The organism is Marinactinospora endophytica, assembly GCF_054780875.1.
The window spans coordinates 111,267-137,238 of sequence record NZ_BAAGVM010000011.1; the positions used below are offsets into that span (position 1 = coordinate 111,267).

The 25,972-nt window shown below is 72.8% G+C and carries 24 protein-coding genes; 11 read left to right on the top strand and 13 right to left on the bottom strand.

Annotation, left to right across the window (positions count from 1 at the left end; translation table 11 throughout):
- Positions 1–5: 5 nt before the first annotated feature.
- Positions 6–1,625, bottom strand: a complete 1,620-nt coding sequence (locus ACYVHU_RS19885) for an SLC13 family permease (RefSeq protein WP_432941137.1) — start codon at positions 1,623–1,625, stop codon at positions 6–8.
- Between the two features lie 131 nt (positions 1,626–1,756).
- Between ACYVHU_RS19885 and ACYVHU_RS19890 the strand changes: the two genes are divergently transcribed.
- Complete coding sequence (locus ACYVHU_RS19890; RefSeq protein ID WP_498949215.1) at positions 1,757–2,644, top strand: LysR family transcriptional regulator; 888 nt, start codon at positions 1,757–1,759, stop codon at positions 2,642–2,644.
- A 187-nt stretch (positions 2,645–2,831) separates the two neighbouring features.
- Entirely contained in the window at positions 2,832–3,221 is a 390-nt protein-coding gene (locus ACYVHU_RS19895) for an STAS domain-containing protein (RefSeq protein ID WP_078759556.1), read from the top strand.
- Positions 3,222–3,260: 39 nt separating this feature from the next.
- On the opposite strand, the gene ACYVHU_RS19900 is transcribed toward ACYVHU_RS19895, so the two are convergent.
- Both ACYVHU_RS19900 and ACYVHU_RS19905 read right to left on the bottom strand, forming a co-directional pair.
- A complete protein-coding gene (locus tag ACYVHU_RS19900) occupies positions 3,261–4,799 on the bottom strand; it encodes a PH domain-containing protein (protein ID WP_498949216.1) in 1,539 nt (512 codons plus the stop codon).
- On the bottom strand, positions 4,796–5,332 hold the full coding sequence (locus ACYVHU_RS19905; protein ID WP_498949217.1) for a PH domain-containing protein: 537 nt from the start codon (positions 5,330–5,332) through the stop codon (positions 4,796–4,798). Before ACYVHU_RS19905 ends, ACYVHU_RS19900 begins: the two co-directional genes overlap by 4 nt.
- A 131-nt stretch (positions 5,333–5,463) precedes the next feature.
- Here ACYVHU_RS19905 and ACYVHU_RS19910 point away from each other — a divergent pair, with 131 nt between their 5' ends.
- Both ACYVHU_RS19910 and ACYVHU_RS19915 read left to right on the top strand, forming a co-directional pair.
- Positions 5,464–6,375, top strand: a complete 912-nt coding sequence (locus ACYVHU_RS19910; RefSeq protein ID WP_498949219.1) for an SPFH domain-containing protein — start codon at positions 5,464–5,466, stop codon at positions 6,373–6,375.
- Positions 6,376–6,393: 18 nt separating this feature from the next.
- A complete protein-coding gene (locus tag ACYVHU_RS19915) occupies positions 6,394–6,630 on the top strand; it encodes a type II toxin-antitoxin system antitoxin (RefSeq protein ID WP_078759552.1) in 237 nt (78 codons plus the stop codon).
- A gap of 58 nt (positions 6,631–6,688) precedes the next feature.
- Here the strand turns inward: ACYVHU_RS19915 and fahA are convergent, their stop codons facing one another.
- Genes fahA through ACYVHU_RS19940 form a run of 5 tightly spaced genes read right to left on the bottom strand, consistent with a single transcriptional unit; the run spans position 6,689 to position 12,762 of the window.
- On the bottom strand, positions 6,689–7,912 hold the full coding sequence (fahA, locus tag ACYVHU_RS19920; protein ID WP_432941122.1) for a fumarylacetoacetase: 1,224 nt from the start codon (positions 7,910–7,912) through the stop codon (positions 6,689–6,691).
- A 49-nt stretch (positions 7,913–7,961) separates the two neighbouring features.
- Complete coding sequence (locus ACYVHU_RS19925) at positions 7,962–8,831, bottom strand: hypothetical protein (protein WP_498949221.1); 870 nt, start codon at positions 8,829–8,831, stop codon at positions 7,962–7,964.
- A complete protein-coding gene (locus ACYVHU_RS19930) occupies positions 8,828–10,030 on the bottom strand; it encodes a homogentisate 1,2-dioxygenase (RefSeq protein ID WP_078759549.1) in 1,203 nt (400 codons plus the stop codon). The genes ACYVHU_RS19925 and ACYVHU_RS19930 overlap by 4 nt, the downstream gene beginning before the upstream one ends.
- A gap of 57 nt (positions 10,031–10,087) precedes the next feature.
- Positions 10,088–11,785 carry an FAD-dependent monooxygenase gene (locus ACYVHU_RS19935; protein WP_498949223.1) on the bottom strand — a complete coding sequence of 566 codons (1,698 nt, stop codon included), beginning with the start codon at positions 11,783–11,785 and terminating at the stop codon, positions 10,088–10,090.
- A gap of 14 nt (positions 11,786–11,799) precedes the next feature.
- A complete protein-coding gene (locus ACYVHU_RS19940; RefSeq protein WP_078759548.1) occupies positions 11,800–12,762 on the bottom strand; it encodes an MBL fold metallo-hydrolase in 963 nt (320 codons plus the stop codon).
- A gap of 194 nt (positions 12,763–12,956) precedes the next feature.
- Between ACYVHU_RS19940 and ACYVHU_RS19945 the strand changes: the two genes are divergently transcribed.
- Positions 12,957–13,496 carry a MarR family winged helix-turn-helix transcriptional regulator gene (locus ACYVHU_RS19945; RefSeq protein ID WP_498949226.1) on the top strand — a complete coding sequence of 180 codons (540 nt, stop codon included), beginning with the start codon at positions 12,957–12,959 and terminating at the stop codon, positions 13,494–13,496.
- Positions 13,497–13,522: 26 nt separating this feature from the next.
- Here ACYVHU_RS19945 and ACYVHU_RS19950 read toward each other — a convergent pair whose 3' ends face one another.
- On the bottom strand, positions 13,523–14,311 hold the full coding sequence (locus ACYVHU_RS19950) for an IclR family transcriptional regulator (RefSeq protein ID WP_078759546.1): 789 nt from the start codon (positions 14,309–14,311) through the stop codon (positions 13,523–13,525).
- Positions 14,312–14,750: 439 nt separating this feature from the next.
- Between ACYVHU_RS19950 and ACYVHU_RS19955 the strand changes: the two genes are divergently transcribed.
- The 5 genes from ACYVHU_RS19955 to ACYVHU_RS19975 all read left to right on the top strand — a co-directional run bounded on the left by ACYVHU_RS19955 (position 14,751) and on the right by ACYVHU_RS19975 (position 21,093).
- Complete coding sequence (locus ACYVHU_RS19955) at positions 14,751–15,734, top strand: 5-dehydro-4-deoxyglucarate dehydratase (RefSeq protein ID WP_078759545.1); 984 nt, start codon at positions 14,751–14,753, stop codon at positions 15,732–15,734.
- A gap of 16 nt (positions 15,735–15,750) precedes the next feature.
- Positions 15,751–17,046 (top strand): glucarate dehydratase family protein, encoded by a 1,296-nt coding sequence (locus tag ACYVHU_RS19960; RefSeq protein WP_432941110.1) that lies wholly within the window; start codon positions 15,751–15,753, stop codon positions 17,044–17,046.
- A 175-nt stretch (positions 17,047–17,221) separates the two neighbouring features.
- The gene (locus ACYVHU_RS19965; RefSeq protein WP_078759543.1) at positions 17,222–18,664 is read left to right on the top strand and encodes a GntP family permease; all 1,443 of its coding nucleotides are present in this window, start codon (positions 17,222–17,224) and stop codon (positions 18,662–18,664) included.
- A 60-nt stretch (positions 18,665–18,724) separates the two neighbouring features.
- Positions 18,725–20,242: an aldehyde dehydrogenase (NADP(+)) gene (locus tag ACYVHU_RS19970; RefSeq protein ID WP_498949229.1), complete on the top strand. Its 1,518-nt coding sequence runs from the start codon at positions 18,725–18,727 to the stop codon at positions 20,240–20,242.
- A 518-nt stretch (positions 20,243–20,760) separates the two neighbouring features.
- Entirely contained in the window at positions 20,761–21,093 is a 333-nt protein-coding gene (locus tag ACYVHU_RS19975) for a hypothetical protein (protein ID WP_078759541.1), read from the top strand.
- 134 nt (positions 21,094–21,227) lie between these two features.
- Here ACYVHU_RS19975 and ACYVHU_RS19980 read toward each other — a convergent pair whose 3' ends face one another.
- From ACYVHU_RS19980 to ACYVHU_RS19990, 3 genes are all read right to left on the bottom strand, one after another.
- The gene (locus ACYVHU_RS19980; RefSeq protein ID WP_498949283.1) at positions 21,228–21,452 is read right to left on the bottom strand and encodes a tetratricopeptide repeat protein; all 225 of its coding nucleotides are present in this window, start codon (positions 21,450–21,452) and stop codon (positions 21,228–21,230) included.
- Positions 21,453–21,520: 68 nt separating this feature from the next.
- Entirely contained in the window at positions 21,521–22,399 is an 879-nt protein-coding gene (locus tag ACYVHU_RS19985; protein ID WP_078759540.1) for a polysaccharide deacetylase family protein, read from the bottom strand.
- A 66-nt stretch (positions 22,400–22,465) separates the two neighbouring features.
- Positions 22,466–23,479 (bottom strand): asparaginase, encoded by a 1,014-nt coding sequence (locus ACYVHU_RS19990; RefSeq protein WP_498949231.1) that lies wholly within the window; start codon positions 23,477–23,479, stop codon positions 22,466–22,468.
- A 254-nt stretch (positions 23,480–23,733) separates the two neighbouring features.
- Between ACYVHU_RS19990 and ACYVHU_RS19995 the strand changes: the two genes are divergently transcribed.
- On the top strand, positions 23,734–23,994 hold the full coding sequence (locus ACYVHU_RS19995) for a hypothetical protein (RefSeq protein ID WP_498949233.1): 261 nt from the start codon (positions 23,734–23,736) through the stop codon (positions 23,992–23,994).
- Between the two features lie 305 nt (positions 23,995–24,299).
- Here the strand turns inward: ACYVHU_RS19995 and ACYVHU_RS20000 are convergent, their stop codons facing one another.
- The gene (locus ACYVHU_RS20000; RefSeq protein WP_498949235.1) at positions 24,300–25,946 is read right to left on the bottom strand and encodes a S8 family peptidase; all 1,647 of its coding nucleotides are present in this window, start codon (positions 25,944–25,946) and stop codon (positions 24,300–24,302) included.
- Positions 25,947–25,972: the final 26 nt, after the last annotated feature.

The following is a 25,972-nucleotide window of genomic DNA, read 5'->3' on the forward strand; positions in this document are numbered from 1 at the left end:
GCCGCTCAGGTCCCGATACCGGTGATGCCCACCATGATCGGCAGGAGGAGCAGGATGAGGATCCCGCCGATCACGTCGAAGGACACCCCCGAACGGATCATCCGGGTGATGGGAACCAGGCCCGAACCGTAGACGACCGCGTTCTGCGGGGTGGAGACCGGCAGCATGAACCCGAAGGAGGCCGCGAACGTCGCGGCCAACGCGGGCAGGAGCGGATCGACGCCCGCCGCCGTCGCGATCGGGATGATGATCGGCACGACGACCGCCGCCGCGGCGGTGTTGCTCGTCGTCTCGGAGATCACGATGGCCAGCACGATCGCGAACGCGGTGATCGCCATGGCGCTGCCCAGTCCCAGGGCCGCGGCGGAGGACGCGCCGATGGTGCCGGCCAGCCCGGTCGCGTCCAGCAGCGAGCCGAAGATGATGCCGGTGCCGAACAGCAGGACCGTGCCCCAGTCGATGCGCGCGGCCTCGCTCCAGGTCAGCGTGAACTCCCGGTCCCTCCACCGTACCGGGAGCAGGAACAGCAGGGAGGCGCCCAGGACGGCCACGATCCCCTCGTCCAGCCGGTCGCTGACCGTGGCGTACAGCGTGGAATCGGTGCCGAAGGCCAGGGCGACCACGCCCGGCAGGATCCACAGGGTGACGGTGACCGCGAACGCCACGAGGGTGTTCTTCTCGGCCCGTGACATCGGCCCCATCGCCGCCCGCTCGGCCTGCACGTACTCCTGCACACCCTCCAGCCGTCTGATCTCGGGCCGGTTGATCAGCAGCAGGATCACCGCGAGGGCCAGGAACATCGTCAGGCAGATCGGCGCCGCGGTCGCCACCCACTGGGCGAAGGAGATGCGCTCGCCGGTGGCCTCCTCGATCAGGCCCCGCCCGATGAGGTTGGGCGGGGTGCCCACGGGCGTCAGCAGCCCGCCGACGCTCGCGCCGTAGGCCAGCATCAACATCAGCGCGGTCCCCACGCGCAGCCGCAGCGGATCGAAGTCCTCGGGCACCAGGCCGCGCGCCTGGAGGAGTTTGGCGATGACGGTGAGGATGCCCAGGGCGGTGGGCAGCAGCATCGCAACAGTGGCGGTGTTGGAGACGAACGCCGACAGCAGCGCGGTGATGACGCCGAAGGCGCACACCACCCGCGTGGTCGTCGCCCCGACGCCGGGAAGCGACAGGATGCGGAAGGCGAACCGCCTGGTCAACCCGTGTTTCATCATCGCCTGCGCGAGGATGAAGGCGCCGATGAAGGTGAACACGGTGGAGGAGCCGAAGGGGGCGAGGACGTCGTCGGCGGGGAGGACCCCGGCGATCACCACACAGGCCACGCCGATGAGCCCGCCGATGGGGATCGGCACCGGTTCGGTCACCCACAGCACGATGACGCCGAGCAGGACCGCTCCGAGGGTCTGTTGGGCGTCGGGCAGGTCCAGGGGCAGCAGCCAGAACCCGATGGCCAGGAGCGGGGCGAGAACGAGGCCGAGGGTGCGCCGGGCCTTCTCGAACCGCTCCTCGGCCGGGGTGAGGCGCTGCTCTCCCAGGCTGCGGTAGGTGGCGTGGCCGAGGAGGGCCGCCTCGACGTCGGTGCGTCCCCGGGGCGCGCTTTGCCCCACGGCGTCGTCTCCCATGGCGCGCCTCCTCCGGCTCGTCGGCATCCTCGGGCTCACCCTGCACTGCTGTCCGCGCCGCGGTCCAAGACCACTTTTCTACCGCGTTGATAGGTTCGCCCTATCGGTTCCGTCGCCCGGGAGGCGTGGCCATGGACGCCCGTCAGCTCGCCTACTTCCTCGCGATCGTCGACGAGGGCGGGTTCAACCGCGCGGCAAGGGCGCTGCACCTGGCCCAACCCTCGCTGTCGCAGGCCGTTCGGGCGCTGGAGCGCGACCTGGGCACCCCACTGTTCCACCGGGTGGGCCGCCGGGTGGTGTTGACCGAGGCCGGTCACGCCATGGTCGAACCGGCGCGCGAGGTGCTGCGCGGCCTCGCGGCGACCCGGGCGGTGGTCGAGTCGGTGCGCCGCCTGCGATCGGGGCGGGTGGAGGTGGTCTCGATGCCCTCGCCGGCGGTCGCGCCGCTCAGTTCGGCGGTCGCCGCGTTCGCGCGCCTCCACCCGGGGGTCGAGGTCGTGATTCGGGCCGCGGACCTGCCCGGGGAGGTGGTGGAGGCGGTCCGCACCGGCGCCGCCGAGCTGGGCCTGCTCGGTGATGACGGTCCGCCCGGGGACCCGGGGTTGGCCGTACACGAGCTGGGGGCCCAGGAGTTCGTCCTCGTCGTCCCGGCCACGCACCCGCTCGCCGGCCGCGGCCGGGTCCGCCCGGCCGATCTGGCGGGCCTGTCCGTGGTCGCCGGACCTCCGGGCAGCCGCATGCGCGCGCTCGTCGACGGTTACCGCGACGCGGGAGTGGAGGTGCGGATCTCCGTCGAGGCCCACCACCGCGAGGCGATCATCCCGTTGGTCGTGGAGGGCGCGGGCGTGGCGCTGCTGGCCGAGGCGTGGGCACGGCCGGCCCGCATGGCGGGGCTCGCCGTGGTCGGCCTGGATCCACCGGCTCACCTGGGCATCTGGCTGGTGACCCGACGGGGCCGGCTCTCGCCCGGGGCCGCGGCGTTTCGCGGGGTCCTGCTCGGTGCCGCCGAGGATCGATAGGCGGCGGCTATCCCCTGGATGGCGGCGGCGTGAGGGGCGCGCGTGGTGGCCGTCAGTGGTCTTCCACGCGCCTCCTGGGTCACCCCAGTCGCGAATCAGGTGATTTCACCCCGCGGGAAAGGGCCTCTCGCCTACGATCGGTGATGGAGGGGGAGGGGCCGGACGGGGGGTGAGGAGGAGTTGCGGTGTGTTCGGAAGAGACCAGGAGCGCTTTCCGTGTGGTGACGCGGTGGTGGTCGAGGTCCACGGCGAGATCGACCTCGCCACCGCAGGTGACCTGGGCGAGCGCCTTCTCGCCGCGGCCTCCCGCGAGGGATGCGCCTGCCTGGTCGTCGACCTGTCCCGGGTGCGTTTCTTCGACGCCAGCGGCGTGCGCACGCTGATGGCGGTCTATCGCATCCTGACCCGGGCCGGCCGTCACATGGTGCTGGCGGAACCCTCGGGACCGGCCCGGCGCACGCTGGACGCGCTGGCCATGGAGCAGGTGTTCGACATCTATCCCATCGTCGAGGCGGCGCTCACCCACGGCCACGACCGTCTGGGAGGTGGGTCCGGCCGGTTGGACCCGCGCCGCTGACCGGCCGGACCCGGCCGCGCTCCAGATCATGGGGGCTGCTCACCCGCGTTCCAGGAACGGGGTGAGCAGCCCCGGAACGGCGGCATCGGCGAATCCGAGCCCCTCGGTCAGGTCGACATCCGGCGCCCGGTACACCCCCTTGCCCGCGGCCGTGGTCGCGCCGATGGTGGCCAATCCCGCGGTCCGCTGCAACGGTGAGCGGGTGATCCGCCAGCCGATCACCCCGTCACGGCGCAGCGCCACCGCGCGGTGACGCAACCAGCCCGATCGCACCAGCAGGTAGGGGCCGTGCAGCGCGTGTCCGAGCCGGCGGTACAGGCCGGCCGCGTACAACAGGGCCGGTGGGAGGGCGAGCAGCACCACGGTCCAGGCGAGGTCGGGGAGCGCGGCCACAAGGGCACTGACGGCGGCGGCCACGACGGCCACCACGGCGCACGCCAGCAGCGCCCTGGACAGGCGGCGGCGCAGCGCCGCCCGGGGGTGGGCGGTCCACCGGGCCGCGGCGAGCGGTGAGCGCTCCTCCCGCAACACCGCGGCGGCCACGCGCTGGGCCTCGGCCAGGGGCAGGTCGGGGGTGAGCTGGCTCGGATCGCCCTTGTCCTGGGAACCGCTGCGGGCCAGACCGGTCGCCACCGCACGGACCCGCGCCGCGCCGGTCCAGCGCGCGGGCACGGTCGCGACCAGCTCGACGCCGCGCAGCCGCTCCTCCTCCAACGAGATCGACGTGGTGGTGAGCAGCCCGCGCCGCATCCGCAGGGTCCGGCCCCCCTCCCGGTCCAGCCGGTAACCCCACCAGCGCTCCACCGAGACGGCCAGGCCGGTGAGAACGCCGGTGGCCAGCACCGAGCCCAGGGCCACGACGGCCCCGAGCGCGGGGGCGCCGCGCAGCTCCGCCCACACCCACAGGGCGACCCCGTTCGCCACGTCGTCGCCGAACCAGCCCAGCACCGAGTACAGGCCGCCGAACACGCCCAGGCCCAACGCGGGCGTCCACGCGGCGAACGGGACGTAGCCGAACCAGCGCGGGTCCAACCGGGTGATCGCGTCGTTCGGCTCCTCGCGTCCCTCCGCGGGGTCCACACCGCGTGCCAGCAGCTCCCTGCGCAGCACCGCGGCCTCGGCCGTGGTGACCGACGCCAGACACAGCGTCTCGCCGTCCCCCTGCCCGGTGCCCACGGTCACCCGGGCCAGGCCGAGCAGCCGCGCCACCACGTCGGCGCTGACGTCGACGCTGCGGATCCGGTCGCGGGGGATCGAGCGGTGTGTCTCGCCGAACAGGCGCACCCGCCGTTCCACCCGTTCGTCGGTGACCCGGTAGCGGGTGGCGGCCACCCTCAGCCATTCGACGGTGGCGACGCCGGCGACGGTCAGGACTCCGCAGCCCGCCACGATCGCGGCGGCCACGAGCGTCCCGGTCACGGCGAGGACGGCACCGGTCACCAGGCAGGGCAGTCCGGCGAAGACCGCCAGGGCGACGGTGGTGACGGCGGCGCTGCGTGGACTGAGCCGTCGCCAGCCGGAGGCGGCGACGGCGGTGGGGACGGCGGACCGGGGGATTTCGGGGATTGGGGTGTTCACGTGGCGTCTCCGGGAGTGGTGAGGGCGGACTCGGTGAGCCGGGTGACCAGCGCGCGCGCCCGCTCGTGGTCCAGCCCGGTGATGACGAGAGGGCCCGCCGCCGAGGCCGTCGTCACGGTCACACCGGCCAGGCCGAAGAGGCGCTGCAACGGGCCCCGCGTGGTGTCCACGGTCTGGACGCGTGACATCGGCGCGACCCGCGATTCCTGCCACAGCCAGCCCGCGCGGGTGTAGACGGCGTCGTCGGTGGTCTCCCAGCGGTGCACCCGGTACCGCCACAGGGGGACGACGAGCAGGTGGGCCAGGGCGAGCGCGGCGATCAATCCCACGGCCGGCCACAGCCAGGGCCGTACCGGTCCGGTGAGGGGGCCGGCCAGCAGCACCGTGGCGACCGCGAGGGCGGTGACGGATCCGCCCCCCAGCAGGGAGCGCAGCGCCCACCAGCCGATCGCGCGGTGCTCGACCCGGTGGCGGGGCGGGCGCAGACGCAGGGGCGCGGTGGGCGGGGGAAGCGGGGAAGTCAGGGGCGTCATGGTGCCTCCGGGTGGTCGTCGCGGCCGTTGCCGCGGGGCGACGAAGGGGCGGGTCACCTCCGTCCGTTTTAAAAAGTGATATCACAATGCTAGTCTGAAGACATCCGATACGGACGATGAGGGAGACGACGATGAACACCGACCCCACCGCGATGGCGGTGCAGATGCCCACCCCCCAAGTACGCGAACGGGCCGCGCTCAACCTGCCCGGCATCCCGATGGTGCTGGTCGCCCTGGTGCTGGTGGTGGGAGGCGCGGCAGTGGGGGTGTGGGGGCTGACGGGCCCGGCGGTGGCCGTCGTCGTCGGCGTGGTCCTGATCCTGGCCGGCCTGCTCCTCGCCTGCGGGTTGACGATCGTCAGCCCCAACGAGGCCCGCGTGATCCAGTTCCTCGGCCGCTACACCGGGACCGTGCGCACCGACGGACTGCGCTGGGTCAACCCCGTGACCACGCGCCAGCGGGTCTCCACCCGCATCCGCAACCACGAGACCAGCGTCATGAAGGTCAACGACCTCGACGGCAGCCCGATCGAGATCGCCGCGGTCGTGGTCTGGCAGGTCGACGACACCGCCCGCGCCGTGTTCGAGGTGGACGACTTCGTCGAGTTCGTCAGCATCCAGGCCGAGACGGCCGTGCGGCACATCGCCAACAACTATCCCTACGACGCCCACGAGCCCGGCAAGCTCTCGCTGCGCGACAACGCCGACGAGATCACCGAACGGCTGTCCCGCGAGATCTCCGAGCGGGTGGAGTCGGCCGGCGTCCGCATCATCGAGTCGCGTTTCACCCACCTGGCCTACGCGTCGGAGATCGCCCAGGCCATGCTCCAGCGTCAGCAGGCCAACGCGGTCGTCGCCGCCCGCCAGCGCATCGTCGAGGGCGCGGTGGGCATGGTGGACCTGGCCTTGCAGCGGCTGGCGGAGGAGTCCGTGGTGGAATTGGACGAGGAGCGCAAGGCCGCCATGGTCAGCAACCTGCTCGTCGTCCTGTGCTCGGACCGGCCCACCAACCCGGTCGTCAACACAGGGTCGCTGTACCAGTAAACAGGCGGTTCGATCACCTTGGCCGAGCGGAAGAAGATCCTGTTACGGCTCGATCCCGCGGTCCACGACGCACTGGCGCGCTGGGCCGGCGACGAGCTGCGCAGCACCAACGCCCAGATCGAGTTCCTGCTCCGCCGCGCCCTGTCCGACGCGGGCCGGCTGCCCCGGGACGCGGGGGCGATCCCGCGCCGGGGCCGCCCGCGCACGAGGAAGGACGACGGGACAGCGCAGGACCACGGTGAAGAGGAGAAGTGACGCCGCGGCCCCTTCCCATCGAGGGGGAAGGGGCCGCGGCGTCGAGCGTGCGGCCGTCTCAGCCGCGCGCGGGCAGGATACGGCCGGTGACCTCGCCGAACCCGATCACGCTCCCCTGGGGGCCGGGCGCCGTCGCGGTGATGCTCACCCTGTCGCCGTCGGCCAGGAACGAGCGCTCGCCCCCATCGGGGAGCCGCAACGGCTCCTCGCCGTTCCAGGCCAGCTCCAGCAGGGAGCCGCGCTGGTCGCGCTCGGGTCCGCTCACCGTCCCCGAGGCGTAGATATCGCCGGTGCGCAGCCGCGCTCCGTTGACGGTCAGGTGGGCGAGCTGCTGGGCGGGGGTCCAATACATCTGCGCGAACGGGGGGCGCGCCACGAGGTGCCCGTTGAGGCGCACCTCCAGGCGCAGGTCCAGCCCCCAGGGGTCGTCCTCGACGTCACGCAGGTAGGGCAGGGGCTCGGGGTCGCGGGCCGGCGGGGCCACGCGGGCCTCCGCCAGGGCCGCCAGCGGGACCACCCACGGCGAGACCGAGGTGGCGAACGACTTGCCCAGGAACGGGCCGAGCGGCACGTACTCCCACGCCTGTAGATCACGCGCCGACCAGTCGTTGAGCAGGAACGCCCCGAAGACGTGGTCGGCGAAGTCCGCCACCCGCACCCGCGTTCCCGGCTCGGTGGGGACCCCCACGACGAAACCCACCTCGGCCTCGATGTCCAGACGCGTCGACGGCCCGAACACCGGCGACTGGTCGTGTGGCCCCTTACGCTGCCCCGAGGGGCGCACCACGTCGGTCCCGGAGACGACCACGGTGCCGGCCCGGCCGTGGTAGCCGATCGGCAGGTGCCTCCAGTTCGGTGTCAGCGGCGGCTGGCCCGGCCGGAAGATCCGGCCGACGTTGGCGGCGTGGTGTTCGCACGAGTAGAAGTCGACGTAGTCGGCGACCTCGAAGGGCAGGTACAGCCGCGCCGACGCCCGGTCGTGCAGGTGCGGCCGGACCCGGTCGGCCAGCGTGGCGTCGGTCAACCACGTGGTGACGGCGTCGCGCACGTCACGCCAGGCCGCGGGCCCGGCCGCGAGGAGCGGGTTGAGCGTGGGACCCGTCAGCAGACCCTCCAGGGAGGACCCGAGGGCCCGGGCGGTCGCGGCGACGTCGAGCACGTGGTCGCCGATCGCCACGCCGACACGTGGCGCGGGCGTGCTCTCGGTGCCGAAGACCCCGTAGGGCAGGGTGGCGATGCCGAACGGGGAATCGGGGGCGATGTCGAGCCAACTGGCGGGCAAGGAATCCTCTCTTCCAATCCGTGGAACACGGCCCGGGACGGCCCCGGGCTCAGACGCGGGAGAAACGGGGGAGAAGGCCCAGGTCGGCCAGGTCCGACAGGGGCTCGGTGACGCTGCACGTGCCGTAGGAGACGAATCCGGCGCGTATCGCGCGCGCCGCGGACGTCCCCAGCGCGCCGGCCTCGGCGGCCAGGCGCCGCCCGTCGCGCACGGCCAGCACGCCGGCGATCCGCTCGGGCGAGGCGCCGTTGAGGGCGGCGTGGACGGCCAGCAGCACGTTGAGGAATCCGTGGTGCTGGAACCCCGTGTCGGCCGCGGTGTGGCGCACCGCGTGGTGCAGGCCGGCCGTGCACTTGAACGGGACGGCGAGGTCCACGGCGGCGCGCACGAACACCGCCAGCTCCTCTTCGGCGGGAAAGGCGTCGGCGCGTACGCCGCCGGTGCGGTACTTGGCCCGCAGCCCGGCCTCGGCGACGACGGCCAGTGACGCACGGGCATCACCCGCGCGTGGAACCTCGACGTAACCGGTGACACCGTCGGGCAGGTGACGCGCCAGCGCCTCGACCGTGCGCCGTGTCCCGGCCACCGGGGGGTCGCCGGGCGCCACGGCCGCCTCCACGGCCACCAGCCTGACGCCGGCCAGCGCGACGGCGGAGGAGACCGCGGGCCCGACCGCGTCGGCACCGCCGGGCACGGTCACCCCGATGCGCAACGGCTCGGCGTCGTCCTCGCCGGCCAGGACGGGCGCCAGCCGGGGCAGCGCGGTGTCGGCCACCAGGAACGGTCCCACGAACGGGGCCAGCGGTCCGTGGCGGTACCCGCGGTGGGCGGGTACCGCCACCTCCATGGGCGCCAGGCCGGGCGGGAACAGCGCGGCGTCGTCGAACAGCGCGCCCACCAGCTCCGCGACGGCGCTCACGGCCGCGGTCCCCGCCCCGACCAGGTCCAGGCGTAGCCCGGGTCCTCGGCGGTCAGCCCGCCCTCGCCCAGGTCCAGTGGGCGGAAGGTGTCCACCATGACGGCCAGTTCGTCGAAGGCCTCCACGCCGACGCTGCGCTCATAGGCGCCGGGCTGGGGCCCGTGGGAGTGCCCGCCCGGATGCAGCGAGACCGAGCCCTGGCCGATCCCCGAGCCCTTGCGCGCCTCGTAGTCGCCGCCGCAGTAGAACATGACCTCGTCGGAGTCGACGTTGGAGTGGTAGTAGGGCACCGGAATCGACAGCGGGTGGTAATCCACCTTGCGCGGCACGAAGTTGCAGATGACGAAGTTGGGGCCTTCGAACACCTGGTGGACCGGCGGCGGCTGGTGCACCCGTCCGGTGATGGGCTGGTAGTCGGCGATGTTGAAGGCGTAGGGGTACAGGCACCCGTCCCAGCCGACCACGTCGAAGGGGTGACGGGGGTAGGTGTAGCGGGTGCCGGCGATCCCGCCGGGACCGGGGCCGCGGTGCTTGACGAGCACGTCGACGTCCTCGCCCTCGGCCACCAAGGGACCGGCGGGACCCCGGAGGTCGCGCTCGCAGTAGGGGGCGTGTTCCAGGAACTGGCCGTAGCGCGATAGGTAGCGCCGGGGCGGGGCGATGTGCCCGGACGCCTCGATCGCGTAGGCGCGCAGCGGCTCGTCGCCGGAGGGGATCCAGCGGTGGGTGGTGGCGCGGGGGATGACGGCGTAGTCGCCCCGGCCCACCTCCAGCGCGCCGAACACGGTCTCCAGGGTCGCCGCCCCCGACTCGATGTAGACGCACTCGTCGCCGATCGCGTTGCGGTACAGCTCCGAGGCCGTCCCCGCGGCGACATAGGAGATGCGCACGTCGTCGTTGCCCAGCACCAGTCGGCGGCCGGTGACGGGGTCGGTGTCCTTCCAGTCGTCACCGAACAGGGTGTGCAGGCGCAGGTGGCGCGGGATCAGCGGCGAGTTGGGGGTGCGGGACTGGTCCGGGGGCTCCCAGACCCGGGCGTCGACGATCGCGGAGGGGATGTGGCGGTGGTAGAGCAGGGAGGAGTCGGAGGAGAACCCCTCCTCGCCCATCAGCTCCTCGTAGTACAGGCCCCCCTCGGGGGTGCGGTGCTGGGTGTGCCGGGTCCGCGGCACCTCGCCCACGCTGCGGTAGTAGGCCATGACGTTCTCCTCGGGTCGGCGTGTTCGTCGCTGTGCGGGCCCGGCCGGAGCCGGTTCTCATCCGGCGGTGGGGGCGGCCTCCTCCCCGCCGGCGATCCGGTGTCCGAAGGGCTCGGGGGAACGCGGCGGGACGACTCCGGGCCCGCCGCGTCCCAGCGCGGTGCGCACGGCGGTGGCGACCGCGGCCGGATCGGTGGCCTCGACCACGGCGGCGACGTGGGCGTCGGGACGCAACAGCCAGGCCTCGCCCGGCCGGGCCTCCAGCGCCCTGGTCAGCGCGCCGGTGTGGTCGATCTCGGGCAGCACCAGCGCCGACACGGGAGCCCTGGTGACCGCCCGCGCCGCGGTCAGGGCCGCGGTGGCGCCGGCGGCGTCGGTGGTCAGCAGGGTCAGTCCGAAGCGGGCCAGCGGGCGCAGCCGGGCGGGACGGTCCTGGCCGGCCAGGCGCACGGGAGCGTCGGGTACCAGGACCCCGGGGCAGGGGAGGGGGGCCTGCCCGCGCGGGGGGCGGCCGGGGAAGGGGCGTTCCGGATGCGCGGTGGTCAAGGGGGAGGCGGTGTACCAGAAGGGCTCGGACAACCGTCCCGAGTCGACCTGCTCCCGGGCCGAGGGCTCGGTCAGCGCGCGTTCCAGGACGCTCTCGCGCCATCTGCGCTCCCGTTCGCCATGGGGCACCAGGAAGCGCATCGTCGCGCTGGTGATCTCGACGTTCTCGCGCGCGGCGGCGTGACGTTCCAGGTGGTAGCTTTCCAGCAGCTCCGCACCGCCCCAGCCGTTGACGGCGAAGGCCAGTTTCCAGGCGGCGTTCTCGGCGTCGTGGACGCCGGAGTTGAGGCCGCGCGCCCCGAACGGGGCGACCAGGTGGGCGCAGTCGCCGGCCAGCAGCACCCGGCCCACCCGCATCCGGTCGGCCAGGCGCGTGTGGAAGCGGTACAACGAGCGCCACACGACCTCGTAGGGCCGCTCGCCGATGATCTGGCGGATGCGGCGGTCCAATCCTCCCGACCTCTCCTCCGCGTCCAGGTCGAAGTCGGGAGGGACCTGCCAGTCGATCCGGTAGACCGAGTCGGGGCAGGGATGGATGAGCACCTGCCGGCCGGGGTTCCAGTCGGGGTCGAAGTGGAAGCGCCGTTCCCGCTCCCAGCCGGGCAGGTCGGCGCGGATGTCGCAGATGAGGAAGCGGTCGGCGAAGCTGTGCCCGGCGAAGTCCACCCCCAGCGCCTCGCGCGCGACCCGCCCCCGGGCGCCCAGGCAGGCGATCGCGTGGGAGCCGCGCAGCCGTACCGGCCCCGCGTCGGTGTCGCACTCCACCACGACGCCGTGCTCGTCCTGGTCGATGCCGGTGACCTCGTGACCCCAGCGCACGGCGATCCCGGCGGCCGACAGCCGCTCGTCGAGGATCTCCTCGGTGCGGGCCTGGGAGATGTTGACGAATGGGGGCAAGGGGCTGGCGCCCCGGTCGCGCAGCCGGATGCCGAACAGCTCGACGTCGCGGTAGAAGGTGCGTGCCGTGTCCCAGGTCAGCCCCTCCTCGACGATGGCGCCCGCGCCCAGGGTGTCCCAGACGTCCAGGACGTCACGTTGCTGGCAGATGGCCTTGGAGCCGACGGGATCGCGGGCGGGACGGCCGTCCACGATCACCACGGGCAGGCCCCAGCGGGCCAGGAGCAGCGCGGCGGTCTGCCCCACGGGGCCGGCGCCCAGCACCAGGACCGGTTCGCGATCGTCGGGGACGTGGCTTCTACGGTCGGCCATGGCCGGCATCCCTCTCAGTCCTGGAGCAGGTCCCAGATCTCGCGGTCGCGTTCGGCCGTCCAGATGACGGGCCGTTCGATCCCCGAGAGTTCGTCCCACAGGCGTGAGACGTCGAAGGGCAGGCAGTGTTCGAAGATCGGCCAGTGGCCGTAGCGGTCGGCGAGCGCGGCGTGGGCGGCCTCGAACGCCTCCTTCAGCGTTCCCCCGCGCGCGTGCACCGCGCCGACCTCCTGGAGCATGACCCGCAGGAAGTGGCGGGTCTGCTCGATGGCGGCGTCCACCGCGGCGCGTCCGCGGGTCACCGGGCCGCGCCCGCCCACGAGCATGTCGGCGCCCAGCGCGGCGACCCGGTCCAGGGTGGGACCGGCCCAGTCGCGGTGGAAGGCGTCGCCGGTGTAGAGCGCGGCCTCGGCTTCGACGAGGTCGCCGGCGAAGAGGATCCGCTGCCGGGGCAGCCAGGCCACGATGTCGCCTTCGGTGTGGCCGCGGCCGAGGTGTTCCAGGACGAGTTCGCCACGGTCGCCGCCGAGGTCGATGGTGACCCGGTCGGCGAAGGTCTGGGTGGGCCAGGTCAGTCCCGGGACGGAGGAGGCGTCCTTGGCCAGGCGCGGCATGCGCTCGAACTCGCTCTTCCAGTCCTGTTCGCCGCGTTCGGCGATGAGGGCGCGGGTCTTCTCGTGGGCGATGACGATGTCGGCGTCGAAGGCGCTGGCGCCCAGGACGCGCACGGCGTGGTAGTGGGAGAGCACCAGGTAGCGGATGGGCTTGTCGGTGTGCTCGCGCAGCCGGGCGAGCCAGGCGCGGGCGGCGGTGGGGGTGGCCAGCGCCTCGAAGCAGATGAGGAAGTCCTCCGCCTCGATGGCGCCGATGTTGGGGTCCCCCTCGGCGGTCAGCGCGTAGACGCCGTCGGCGAGGACCTCCAGGGTCTGTTTCTTCTCGTCGAGGTCGGCGGACGAGGCGAAGGGCTTCTTGGCCATGGTCGGGCCTCCGGAGCAATGATCAAACCTTTGATTAATCGGACGCTACGTGCTCCAGGTCACGCGACCAAGGGTATCGCGCCACTTGCTTATGTGAAGTGAGTCACATGATTTGTCCGGCCTGAAAGGGCGGGCGCAACGGCCGCGTGGCAGGGCCGCCGCCAAAGAGGCGCGGTGGACTAGGGTGGGGCGGCGTGAGCCACGGAACCGACATCCCCGACGGGCTGACCTTCTGGTCCTTCGTGGACTACGCCGTGGAGCGGGTCGGGCGCGCGATGCCCTCGGTGGACCTCGACGCCATGCGACTGGTCCTCACCCTGCACCGGGTGACCAGCATGGTCGTCTACGACCTGGAGTCATCGGTGCACCGCCCCAGCGGATGGACGTGGCCGGGGTTTCGGGTCCTGTTCGTCCTCTGGCTGGCCGGCCCGATGGAGGCCAAGACCGCGGCCGAACTGTCGGGTATGAGCCGGGCGGCGGTCTCCTCCCTGGTCAACACGTTACACCGGGACGGGCTGGTGACCCGTGAGCGCGCCGACTACGACCGTCGCGCGGTGCGCATCGGCCTGACCGGGGCCGGGCGCGACGCCATCGAACGGGGGTTCGTCGCGCACAACAGGCGCGAGAGCGCCTGGGCCATGGCGCTCACGGGCGAGGAGCGCGCCACCCTGGTCGCGCTGCTGGGCAAGCTCATGGAAGGGTCGTCCGCCGCCGAGGCCAAACGGCGGAGCTGAGGGCCGGGCCGCCCGGCCCCTCCGGCTCAGGGGCGGGCGAAGGGGGACAGGGCGGCCGCGCCGGTGGCCTCCAGGATGCCCCGCGTCTCCATCAGCGCCTCCAGCACGCGCTCGCGCAGATCGGGGGTGCAGCGCGCGGTCGGGATGGAGCAGCTCAGCGCGTCCATGGCGGGGGTGTCGTAGCGCAGCGCCACGCCCAGGCAGGTCAGCCCGACGACGTTCTCACCGTTGTCGACCGCGTACCCACGCCCGCGTATCGCGGCCAGCTCGGCGAACAGGCCCGCCCTGTCGGTCACGGTGGTCTCGGTCAGGGCCGCCAGTTCGGCGGGCAGGAGCGCGTCGACCTCCTCGTCGGAGCGCTCGGCCAGCAGGGCCTTGCCCAGGGAGGTGCTGTGCGCGGGGAGACGGCGTCCCACGCGGCTGAAGGGGCGCAGGTAGTGACGGGACTCGCGGGTGGCCAGGTAGACGACGTCGGGGCCGTCGAGCCGGGCGAAGTGCAGGGTCTCGCCCAACCGCTCGGACAGCGCGTCCAGGTGGGGACGCACGAGCGCGAGCCGGGGATCGGCGTCGATGTAGGCCGTGCCGGCGAGGAGCGCCCGGATGCCGATGGAGTAGAGCGACCCGGTGGGGTCGGTGCGCACCCATCCGCGGTGCACCAGGGTCTGGAGCAGCGCGTACAGGCTGCTGCGCGGCACCGACATGCGTTCGGACAGCTCTCGCAGGGTCGCGGGCTCCCGCAGGCCGCCGAGAAGTTCGAGGAGTTCGACGGTGCGGGCCGCGGACTTGACCTCGCGCACGCCCGATGACTCGGTCACGGGACTCCTTCCGGGATGGCCGGCGCATGGACGCGGTCGCGGACGCGAAGTCCGGCGACCGGAGTCGTGTCGATGTCTGTCTAGATCCGGAGATTGTATCCAAGGGGGTGGACAGCGCCGGTCGGCGTCGGCGGAAACGCGGGACGGGGCGCCTCTGGGGGCGGGGTGACCTGCCCGGACGTGCCGGTGGCCATGCTCTCCCGCGTCATCGGGGCCGCCGGGGTGGCGCCGGCCGGGCCGAAGGCAGCGTGTCGTGGGCGCGGCGTGGCCGCGGGATCCGCTGGGGACGCGGGAGCGGCGCGCCTCGCCTGAGGTGCGGAGCGGGCGTCCGATGCCCGGTTTCCACCCTCCTGGCAGCGTTGCTCACATGTTGACGTGATGTGTCTCGCAGATTAATGTTCGTTTCCATACGAAAAAGCTGTCTACATATGGAGACAAATTGAGTGATGTGACCACGCCCCGGGATCCGGTCGATCGTCCCGCGGGCGTCCGCGAGACCGCCGAGCGGCTCGCCGAGGGCATGCGCCGTTCCGTCCTCGCCTTCCCGCTGACCGCATTCGGCCCCGACGGGGAGTTCGCCCCCGCCGAGTTCGACGCCTACCTCGACCACCAGCTCGCCGCCGACCCCGGGGCGCTCTTCGTCGCCTGCGGGACGGGGGAGTTCTTCAACCTGGGCGTCGAGGAGTACGAGCGGATCGTCACCGCCGCGGTCCGCCGCGCAGCGGGCCGCCTGCCCGTTGTCGCCGGCACCGGCTACGGCACGCCACTGGCGGTGGAGTTCGCCCGCGCCGCCCAGCGCGCCGGCGCCGACGCGCTGCTGCTCCTGCCCCCCTACCTGATCCGCTCCCCCCAAGAGGGACTGCGCGCCCACGTCGAGGCGGTCGCCGCGGCCACCGGGCTGCCGCTCATCGTCTACCAGCGCGACAACGTCACCTTCGCCCCCGAGACGCTGGCCGAGCTGGCGCGCGTGCCCACCGTCATCGGTCTCAAGGACGGGCACAGCGACCTCGACCGGGTCCAGCGCCTCGTCCGCGCCGCGCCCGAGGGGTTCCTGTTCTTCAACGGCGCGCCGACCGCCGAACTCCAGGCCCGCGCCTACGCCGCCACCGGTGTGCCCGCCTACTCCTCGGCCGTGCACGCCTTCGCCCCCGAGATCGCCGGCGCCTTCTTCCGCGCGCTCGGTGAGGGGGACGACGCGACGGTCGACGGCCTCCTCGACGGCTTCTACATCCCCTGGGTGCGGCTGCGCGACAAGGGGACGGGATACCCGGTGTCGCTGGTCAAGGCCGCGGCGCGGATCCGCGCGAAGGAGATCGGGGCCGACGTCGGCCCGGTCCGTTCCCCGCTGGCCGAACCCGCCCCCGAGCACCTCGAGGAGGCGCGCGAGCTCATCCGCACCGGTCTGAGCCTCGTCGCCCGCTGACCCCCCAGGAGACCCCATGACCACACCGACGACCGGCGCGCGCGTTTCCGAGGTGCGCGTCACCCCGATCCTCATCACCGACCCGCCGTTGCTCAACCTCCAGGGGGTTCACCAGCCCCTCACCCCCCGCACCATCATCGAGGTGCACACCGCCTCCGGCCACGTCGGCCTGGGGGAGACCTACGGCGACACCGAATACCTCGACGCGATCCGCAAGGTCGCCCCCCATCTCGACGGGGTGGAGGTCGCGCGCCCGACCGCGCTGAAGGCCCTCATCGACCAGATCCTCGGGGAGGAGACCGGGGAGGCCGCCACCGCGGACGTCCCCGCCTCGGGCCTGCGCGGCAAGCGCGACCTGGCCAAGCTCAAGGCCAGCGTGTTCGCGGCCTTCGAGGTCGCGTTCCTCGACGCCTGGGGGAAGGTCCTCGGTGTCCCCGTCCACGCGCTGCTCGGCGGCAAGGTGCGCGACCGCGTGGACTACAGCGCCTACCTGTTCTACAAGTGGGCCGCCCATCCCGGGCAGGACCCCGACGCCTGGGGCGCCGCGCTGGATCCCGCCGGCGTGGTCGAGCAGGCCCGGATCTTCGTCGAACGCTACGGCTTCACCTCGATCAAGCTCAAGGGCGGGGTCTTCGAGCCCGACGCCGAGATCGCCGCGGTGCGCGCGCTGCGCGAGGCGTTCCCGGACATGCCGCTGCGCCTGGACCCCAACAGCGCCTGGTCGGTGGAGACGAGCCTGTACGTGGCCCGCGAGCTCACCGGGGTCCTGGAGTACCTGGAGGACCCCACCGCGGGCGTCGAGGGTATGGCGCGGGTCCACGCCGAGACCGGCATGCCCCTGGCCACCAACATGTGCGTCACCGGCTTCGACGAGGTGCCCGAGGCGTTCGCCCGCCGCGCCGTCCAGGTGGTGCTCAGCGACCACCACTACTGGGGCGGGCTGCGCGCCACCCTCGACCTCGCGGCGATGTGCCGCTGCTACGGGGTGGGGGTCTCCATGCACTCCAACACCCATCTGGGTATCAGCCTCGCCGCGATGACCCAGGTCGCCGCGGCCGTCCCCAACCTCCACCACGCCTGCGACACCCATCGCCCCTGGCAGGAGGAGGACGTCATCACCCGCCCGCACACCTTCACCGGGGGCGCGGTCGAGGTCGGCGACGAACCCGGCCTGGGCGTCGAGCTGGACCGGGAGGCGCTGGCCGACCTGCACCGTCGCTGGGCCGACAGCGAGGTACGCGACCGCGACGACGTCGCCGCGATGCGGGTCGTCGAACCGGAGTGGAACGCTCCGCGGCTGCCCCGCTGGTAGCGGATCTCCCTGCCGGCCCCACGGACCGTGCCGCGCGGGCGCGGTCACGGCTTCCGGGTGGTGGCCGCCACCCGGAAGCCCCTCCTCGGCGTCGCCCCGCCCTCGCGGGACGGCGCCGCAACGGGCGCAGCCGGATCGAGCCGGATGCGCCCCGGATCCTGCGGAAGGCATCCACATGACCCCTCTCAACCACCCTATCCAGCCGCGGCCACTGGCCGCCGAGACGGTCGAGCTGGCCTGGTCGCTGCCGGAATGGGCGCTCATCGCGACCGTCGTCGGCGGCGTGGCGCTGCTGCTCGTGCTCGTCATGGCGGCGAAGATGCACGCCTTCATCGCGCTGCTCATCGTCAGCATCGCCGTGGGGGCCGTCTCGGGCCTGCGTTTCGTCGACATCCCCGGTGTGCTCCAGGAAGGCATGGGGGCGACACTCGGCGACATCGCCATCATCGTGGCCCTCGGCGCGATGCTCGGCCGGATGATGGAGGAGTCGGGCGCGGCCCGCGTCCTCTCCGAGTACCTGCTCAAACGCTTCGGGGAACGGCGTTCCCCGCTGGCCGTCGGTGTGACCGCGCTGATCTTCGGCATCCCGGTCTTCTTCGATGTCGGCTTCATCATCATGCTGCCGCTCATCTACGCCGTCGCCAAACGGTCGGGACGTTCGCTGATCAGCATCGCCCTGCCGGCCGCGGGCGGACTGGCGATCATGCACGCGGTGCTGCCGCCGCATCCCGGCCCGGTGGCCGCGGCGGGACTGCTCGGCGCGAGCCTGGGGTGGGTCACGATCATGGGTCTCATCTGCGGCCTGCCCGCCTGGTATCTCGGCGCCTACCTGTTCGGCTCGCGCCTGGGCGACCGCGTCTTCGTCCCGGTTCCCGCCGGCCTCTCCGCCGAGGCCGAACGCCAGGCCAAGGGGGAGGACGGCGACGAGGAGGCGCGCGCCCCGGGGTTGGGCCTCACCCTGGCCATCATCACGCTGCCGGTCCTGCTCATCCTGCTCAACACCTTCTCCTCGGTGTTCCTGCCCGAGAGCGGCCTGCGCGACGCGCTGATGTTCATCGGCGACCCGATCACGGCGCTGATCATCGCGACGCTGCTGTCGTTCTGGCTGCTGGGGCTGCGCGGCGGGTTCAGCCTGGAGCGCGTCGAGAAGGCGGCGACCGCCGCGCTCGGCCCGGTCGCGCTGGTCCTGCTCGTCACCGGGGCCGGCGGGGTCTTCGGCGAGGTGCTGGAACGCACGGGAGCCGGGGAGGCGCTGGCCGACGTGCTGGGTGAGACCTCCCTGCCCGTGATCGTGCTGGCCTTCATCATCGCCACGGCGCTGCGCGTGGCCCTGGGCTCCAAGACGGTCGCCATCGTCACGACCGCCCCGATCGTGGCACCGCTCATCGCCCAGGCCGGGATGGGCCAACCGGAGATCGCGCTCGTCGTCATCGCGATCGCGGCGGGCGGGACCGTGCTGTCCCACGTCAACGACTCCGGGTTCTGGCTGATGAACCGCTACCTCGACATCGACATCAAGACCACGTTGAAGAGCTGGACGATGATGGAGACGCTCATGGGGGGCATCGCGTTCCTCATCGCCGCCGCCATCAGCGCCGGCCTCGCGTTCACCACCTGACCCGTGGGGCGGGCCGCCCCGCGCTCCGTCCCACCCACGACAAGGAGAGGAAGGTTCACCATGGCCGATCAGGCCGAGGTCCTCAGCATCGATCCGCGCACGGGGAAGGTGGCGGAGGTGGTCGCCACCGAGAGCTCGCCGGAGGAGGTGGCCGCGCTGTGCGCCGCCGCCGCCCAGGCGGCACCCGAGCTGGAACGACTCGGGCGCGCCGCGCGGGTCCGCATGCTGCGGGCGATGGCGGCCGCCCTGGAGGCCGACCGCGAGACGATCGTGGGGGTGGCCGACCGGGAGACCGCGTTGGGCGCCCAGCGGCTCAACGGCGAGCTGACGCGCACCCGTTACCAGTTCGAGCTGTTCGCCGACGCGGTGGAGGAGGGCTCCTACCTCGAAGCCGTGATCGACCACCCGATGGACACGCCGATGGGTCCCCGGCCGGACCTGCGGCGGATGCTGATGCCGTTGGGGCCGGTGGCGGTCTTCGGGGCGGGCAACTTCCCGCTGGCCTTCTCGGTGCCCGGGGGCGACACGGTGGCGGCGTTGGCTGCGGGCTGTCCGGTGGTGGTCAAGGCCCATCCGGGCCACCCGGCCACGTCGCAGCGCTGCTTCGAGGTGATGGCCGCCGCCGCGCTGGAGGCCGGGGCGCCGCGTGGCGTGCTGGGGCTCGTCCACGGACAGGAGGCGGGGGCCCTGCTGGTCACCGACCCCCGGATCAAGGCGGTGGGGTTCACGGGGTCGCTGCGCGGCGGCCGGGCCCTGTTCGATCTGGCGGCCGGGCGACCGGACCCGATCCCCTTCTACGGCGAGCTGGGCAGTGTCAACCCCCTGGTCGTGACCCCGCGGGCCGCCGACCAGCGCGCGGGCGAGATCGCCGAGGGGATCGTCGGCTCCTTCACCATGGGCCAGGGGCAGTTCTGCACCAAGCCCGGCCTGGTGTTCCTGCCCGAGGGCGAGTCGGGGGAGGCGGTCGCCACGGCGATGGCCGAGGCGGTCTCCGGCCGTGCGGCCGGAACGCTGCTGAGTCAGGGCATCCGCGAGGGCTACCTGTCGCGTTCGGCGGTGCTGTCCGAGGCGACCCGCGTGTTGGCGGAGGGCGCGGCCCCCGGCGAGGACGGCTGGCAGGCGCCGGTGCTGCTCTTGGCGACCGAAGCGCGACGCCTGGACGCCGAGGTCGCCGAGGAGTGCTTCGGTCCTTTGACCCTGGTGGTCACCTACCGGGACGAGGAGGAGCTGATGCGGGCGCTGTCCGCCCTGCCGGGTTCGCTCACCGGCACCGTTCTCTCGGCGCGGGAGACGCAGGACGCGACGGCGCAGCGCGCGGCCGCGCGGTTGCGCGACTTCTGCGGCCGGGTCGTGTTCAACGGTTTCCCGACCGGGGTCGCGGTGAGCGCGGCGATGACGCACGGTGGGCCGTGGCCGGCGACCACCGATCCGCTGCACACCTCGGTCGGCCTCACCTCGATCCGCCGTTTCCTGCGCCCGATCACCTGGCAGAACGCGCCGCAGGAGGTGTTGCCGGAGGAGCTGCGGGACGGTTTCACCGGGGTTCCGCGGCGTGTGGACGGTCGGCTCCAGTCGTGACGACCCGCGGTCGAGGACCAGGTGAGGTGAAAATCTGCGCCTGAGCGGGAAAACCTGAAGGAAAGAAACGGGGCGGGCGGGCACGCCCTTCCCGGCGCGGCGCAGGCCGGGGGAGGAGGGGCGAGCGGGCCGAGGACGGCGGCCCGCTCGCCCTTCGCCTTGCTCTCCCCGCACCAGCGGTGGTTCGTCGGGCGGTCCGACGGGAGCAGTCCACCCCTGAAGGGTCAAAGCATCGCCAGACGCTTTGAAAAGGACATTCGATACGTCCCTGGGGCGTAGTGCTAATTTCTCCCTATGACCGAACTGTCAGCAGGTGACCGGCTGTGCCGCTGGTCTCCCGGGGATTCCCGGCCACCCCTCGCGGACGTTCCGTCCGGCGTGGCCCGAAGTCCCGGCTGACGGCAGGGCGCGAGTCGCGCCCGATCCGGGATCCCCGACCCCGAAACCCCCACGTCGTCTTGTCCTCGTCCCCGCCCCGGCCCGGGGCGGGGTTCACGCCCGGTAACCGGAGGATGCGGATGGACAGTGGCAGGGAGTACCCGAACCCGTTCAGTCGGTGCCCCGAATGCGGACTGGTGACCGAACCGCGCAGGCTCGACTACGTGGCCGCGGCGCACGGTCGCATCGACTGGGGGCACCCGGTCGTCGTGACGTGCCTGGCCTGCGACCGCCCTCATGAACTGACGCCCCTGGACGTCCTCGAACTGGACGGATTCCACGAGTGCGACCAGTGCGGCCAGATGACGCCGTGCCCCGAGGAGGCCGCGCGGCTGCACTGTCTGCGCTGCGGTGCGCTGGCCTGCCGCCCGGTCCTGCACGACCCGGTGGCCCGGCCGGAAACGGTGGTCTGAAGCAGGGCAGCCTCCCCGCGCGTGCCCTCGTCCGTCGGAACCGGGCGAGGGCACGGTCGCGTCCGGGGCCGGCCGGCGACGGGAAGGGCGCCACCATGCCTGCGCGGAAACGGGGCGCCCTGCCCGCGGGGCGTTCACGAGTCGGCCAGGGCCGCGCGGGACTCCTCGGTGTGGGGATGGTCGGGGCCCAGCACCCGCTCGCGGCCGGCCAGCGCGAGCTCGAACTCGCTTCGCGCCTCCTCGCGCCGCCCCTGGCCCCGCAGGCACAGGGCCAGTCCGTGCCGCCTCGGGGGGATGACCGTCCACCGGATCCCTTCCCTGCCGGGCCGTCGTGGGGAGGAGCGGCCCGTGGGGTCCAGCGCACCGGATCGTCCGCGAGGCGGTCAAGGGGATGGCCGCAGGCGGCCGGACCGTCCGCGCCCCGCCCTCAGTCGCGCGGGCGGCGCCGGGCGAAGTCCGCGGCGATCTCCTCGAAGGTGGCCCAACGCACCCCTTCGTGCCCGTTGACGTGCTCGATCAGCCGTTCGTGCATCGACAGCACGTGGGGACGGCCCGACACGTCGGGGTGAATCGTCATCGCGAAGACCGCGTAGTCGTATTCGCGGTACACCCAGTCGAACTGATCCCGCCACATCTGCTCGATGTCGCGCGGGTTGACGAAGCCGTGGCTGTTCGGACTGGACTTGATGAACATCATCGGTGGCAGGTCGTCGAGGTGCCACGACGCGGGGATCTCGATCAGGTCGGTCTCCTCGCCGCGCTCCAACGGGCGCATCCACTCCTGGGCGGGCCTGTCGTAGTCGATCGGGGTCCACGAGTCGCCCACCCGCACGTAATAGGGCTGGAAGTCGTGGTGCATCAGGGAGTGGTCGTAGCGGAACCCCCGTTCCAGCAGGAGCTCGTTGGTGATGGGGGAGAACTCCCACCACGGGGCGACGTAGCCGACGGGACGCCGCCCGGCACGCTCCTCGATGAGTTCGATGCACCGGTCCAGGACCGCGATCTCCTGGTCGCGCGACATCGCGATCGGGTTCTCGTGGCTGTAGCCGTGCACGCCGATCTCATGACCGGCCTGGGAGCAGGCCGTGAACTGTTCGGGGAACGTCTCGATGGAGTGGCCGGGCCAGAACCACGTCGTGGGGATGGCGGCGCGCCGGAACAGCTCCAGCAGGCGGGGCACCCCCACCTCGCCCGCGAACATGCCACGGGAGATGTCGCAGGGCGAGCCCGCGCCCCCGTAGGAGCCGAGCCAGCCTCCCACCGCGTCCACGTCGACGCCGTAGGCCACCAGGATCTCCTTCGCCATGACAGTCGGCTCCCTTCGTCGTGCCACTCGCAAGATCTCCCGCGGGACGTCGCAGCCCGTGGGCGGTCAGTCCTCCGCCGCGATCGCGCCCGCCGCGCGCAGCCAGGTGCGGCACCGCCAGGCGACCGCCTCGACGTCGGGGGTCTCGGGCTCGGGGGCCAGGGCCACGGCCAGCAACAGTCGGGCCTGCCAGGGGGAGAGATCACCCGCGAAGATCGCGCCGGCCTCGGCGAGGTCGGCGCCCCCGCCGGCGTACAGGCCGGTGACCGCTCCGGCCCCGGTCCGGCCGGCCACGATCACGGGCGTGCCCGTCTCCAGCGCCTGCAGGCAGGCGCGCACCGTTCCCGGGGTGGCGTTGCCCGCCCCGAACGCCGCGACGACGAGACCGCGGGCGCCGGCCTGCACCGCCCGTCCGACCTGCGAGCCGTCACAGCCCAGATACTGCGCGACCACCTCGACCCGGGGAAGGTCGACGAGGTCGGAGGTGAGCAGAGGGCCGGGCGGGGAGGCGAAATGGTGGTGGCGCACCCCCGCCTCGTCGACGTGCCCCGAGGGTCCTCGATCCGGTGCCGAGAAGGCGTCGAGCGCCAGCGCGTGGGTCTTGCGTACGCCGATCGCGGGCAGGATCGCGTCGGCGAAGGCGATCATCACCCCCGAACCAGCGGACGCGGGGGAGGCCGCCCAGCGCAGCGCGGCGGAGAGGTTGCGGGGACCGTCCGGCGCGGGGTCGTCGAAAGGGCGCTGGGCGCCGGTCACGACGACGGGGGCACGTCCCGCGTGCGCCAACGCGAGCAGGAACGCCACCTCCTCCAACGTGTCCGTGCCGTGGGTGACCACCACGCCGTCCGCCTCGTTGACGGCCGCGCGCACGGTGCGCACCAGGGCCAGCGCCCCGGGCACGTCCACGGCGAAGCCCGCGGTGGCGGAGACGTCACGGGTCTCCACCACGGTGGCGCCGAGCCCGTCCACCTCCAGGGCGCTCCGCAGCAGTTCCGCCGCCCCGGCGCTGACCCGCCGGCCCTGCGCCGATGCGCGGGACGCGATGGTCCCACCGGTGGCCAGGAGAACGATGCGGCCCACGTGACCTCCGGAAACGTTCGATCGATCGGTCCCGGAGCATTCTGCGGTCCGGCAGTGGGCGAGGCAAGCGGGAAACGCGGGGAGCCCGGGAGGAATCGCCCGAGGCCGCAAGAGGGAGGCGGGACGGGCGCCGTGCGCGTCGAGCCGATCCGGTCCCACAGGAAGGCGGGTACCGGGTGTGTGCTTTGGAGCGCGATGGGTAGCTGGGCACTCCGACGCGAACCGTTTCGTCCGAGTCGAAAAGGGGTGAAGGCGTGTACCAACTCCATCCCGATGACGCGCTGGCCGCCGCCAGAGAGGAGTTTCCGGCCTATCTGATCTGCGAATTCCACGACGGTCGAGGCGCTCCCGACTACACCGCCATCCTCCGCGAGGGCTACCGCAGTGGAATGCAGGCCCAGATGCTGCACGCGCCGAGCTTGGACGACCTGCTCGCCGAGTTACGCGCCCAGCCCCGTCCCCAGCCGGCCCGGCACGACCGTGCCGGGCACCTCGGCCCGTCCGGCGGCGACTGACCGGCGGACGACCCCGAGAGCGCGGAAAGGAGACGTCCGGGTGTCCGGGCACCGGCTCATCCGCGCAGAGGCCGAGGACACGGTGTGCGCCCGTCCGAGGAAGGGCGGGCGCACACCGTACAACAGCTCCCCGCCCTCCGCCCGGCCGGGTGACACGGGATCCGAACGGGCGGAGGACACCTTCTCCCCGGATGACAATGGGCCGCCCCGATTCGACGCCGCCCTCCCACCGGCGCCCCGGCCCACCCCCGCCGTCCGAGGTCGAACGGTCGTCACCGCTCCGTGGAGCGGGCCCCGAGGACGCGTCAGGCGGGAACGAGCGGAGGCTCGGGCTCGCCGGCCTCGGGGTCGTCGCTTCGGGCGCGCCCCGCCGCGGCGCGGGAGGCGGCCTCGGCCACGGCGGCCTTGGCGTCGACGCGGCCGTACCCGTAGCGTTTGCTGTGGCCCCGCTCGTCGTACTCGCCGGGAGTGTCGTCGATGCGCCGGGCCGAGACGCGGATGACGTCCTTGACCTCGCTCCAGGTGAGTTCGGGCGCGGTCGCCAGAATCAGCGCGGCGACGCCGGCGGCGCCCGGGCAGGCGCTCGACGTGCCACCGAAGGAGTTGGTGTAGTCCCCTCGTTCGTCCCCCAGCGAGCTGTCCCCCGGGTTGTAGCCGTCCCGCCCCCGGCGATCGGTGGTCCAGATGCCGGGGGTGAGGGATTCGTGGCCGTCGCTGCTGGGGAAGCAGCACCAGATCGCCTCGCCGTGGTCGCTGTAGGCGCTCTGCTCCCCGCGATCGTTGCAGGCCGCCACCGCGATGACCTGTTCGTTGCTGGCGTAGCCGTCGTTGTCGACGCTCTCGGCGCCGTTGCCCGCGGCCCAGACGACGACGCAGCCGCGCCCGCCACGGCCGTTGCGCACCGCGTGGTCGATGGCCAGCCGGGTGCTGTCGGGCAGGGGCACCACCTGGTCGTGCAGCGGGTCGGAGGGATCCCACCAGCGGCCGTCCCGGGGACCCCAACTGCACGAGATGATGTCGGCACCGTGGTCGGCGGCCCACACGAAGGCGTCGGCCTCGTCCTGGGAGCCCAGGCCGGAGACGAGCCGGATGGGCATCAGCCGCGCGGCGGGCGCCACCCCGGACGCCTCGCCGACGCCGTCGGCGCAGGCGACGCCGGCGCAGGCCGTCCCGTGGTGGTTGCCGTGCCCGGGACGGGGGTCACCGGAACGGGGAGGGCTGGCGGAACGGGGGGCGACGATCTTGCCGTCCGAGGAGAACTCCCGGTGGTCGATGTCGAAGCCGTCGTCGATGACGCAGATGGTCGTTCCCTCACCGCGGGTGGTCTGCCAGGCGGCCACCACGTTGGCGTGGGCGTCGACGCTCCGGCCGTCGACGGTGACCGGTCCCAGGTGCCATTGGTGGGGGAAGGCGGCCCGGTGGCTCGGCTCGCGGATCAGCTCGGGGTGGCACAGGTCGACGTCGTCGCGGTCCAGCAGCTCCTCGGCCAGATCGAACACGGCGGGGCCGGTGCCCTCCGGAGCGGCGACGAAGTAGGCCCCGCGGGCGTAGCCGAGCGTCCGTTTGACGGTGAGCCCGGCCCCCGTCAGGACGCGTTCGCAGTGATCGGCCGACGCGTCGTCGGCGAATTTGACGAAGACGTTCTCGGTGTAGACGACGGGCGCGCCCGAGGGGTCGCGCAGTCCACGACCGGCGAAGCGCACCTCGGGATCGGTGTGGATGATGTCGGCCAGTTCGCGCGCCGCACCGGTCGGGGCCGCGTACACGTCCACGCCGACGTCGGGCAGGCCGAACAGCGCGGACAGCCGCCCACCCGCCTCGCGACTGCGGCGTCCCAAAGGCGCGGTCTCGTGGCGGGTGCCGCGCCGTCGGGTGCGCACGACGACCAGGTCGTCGTGGTCGAGCAGCTCCAGCCGGAAGCCGTCGGTCCCCCCGAACCTGCAGGTGACCATGGTGTTCCCCCCTCGTCGTACCATGC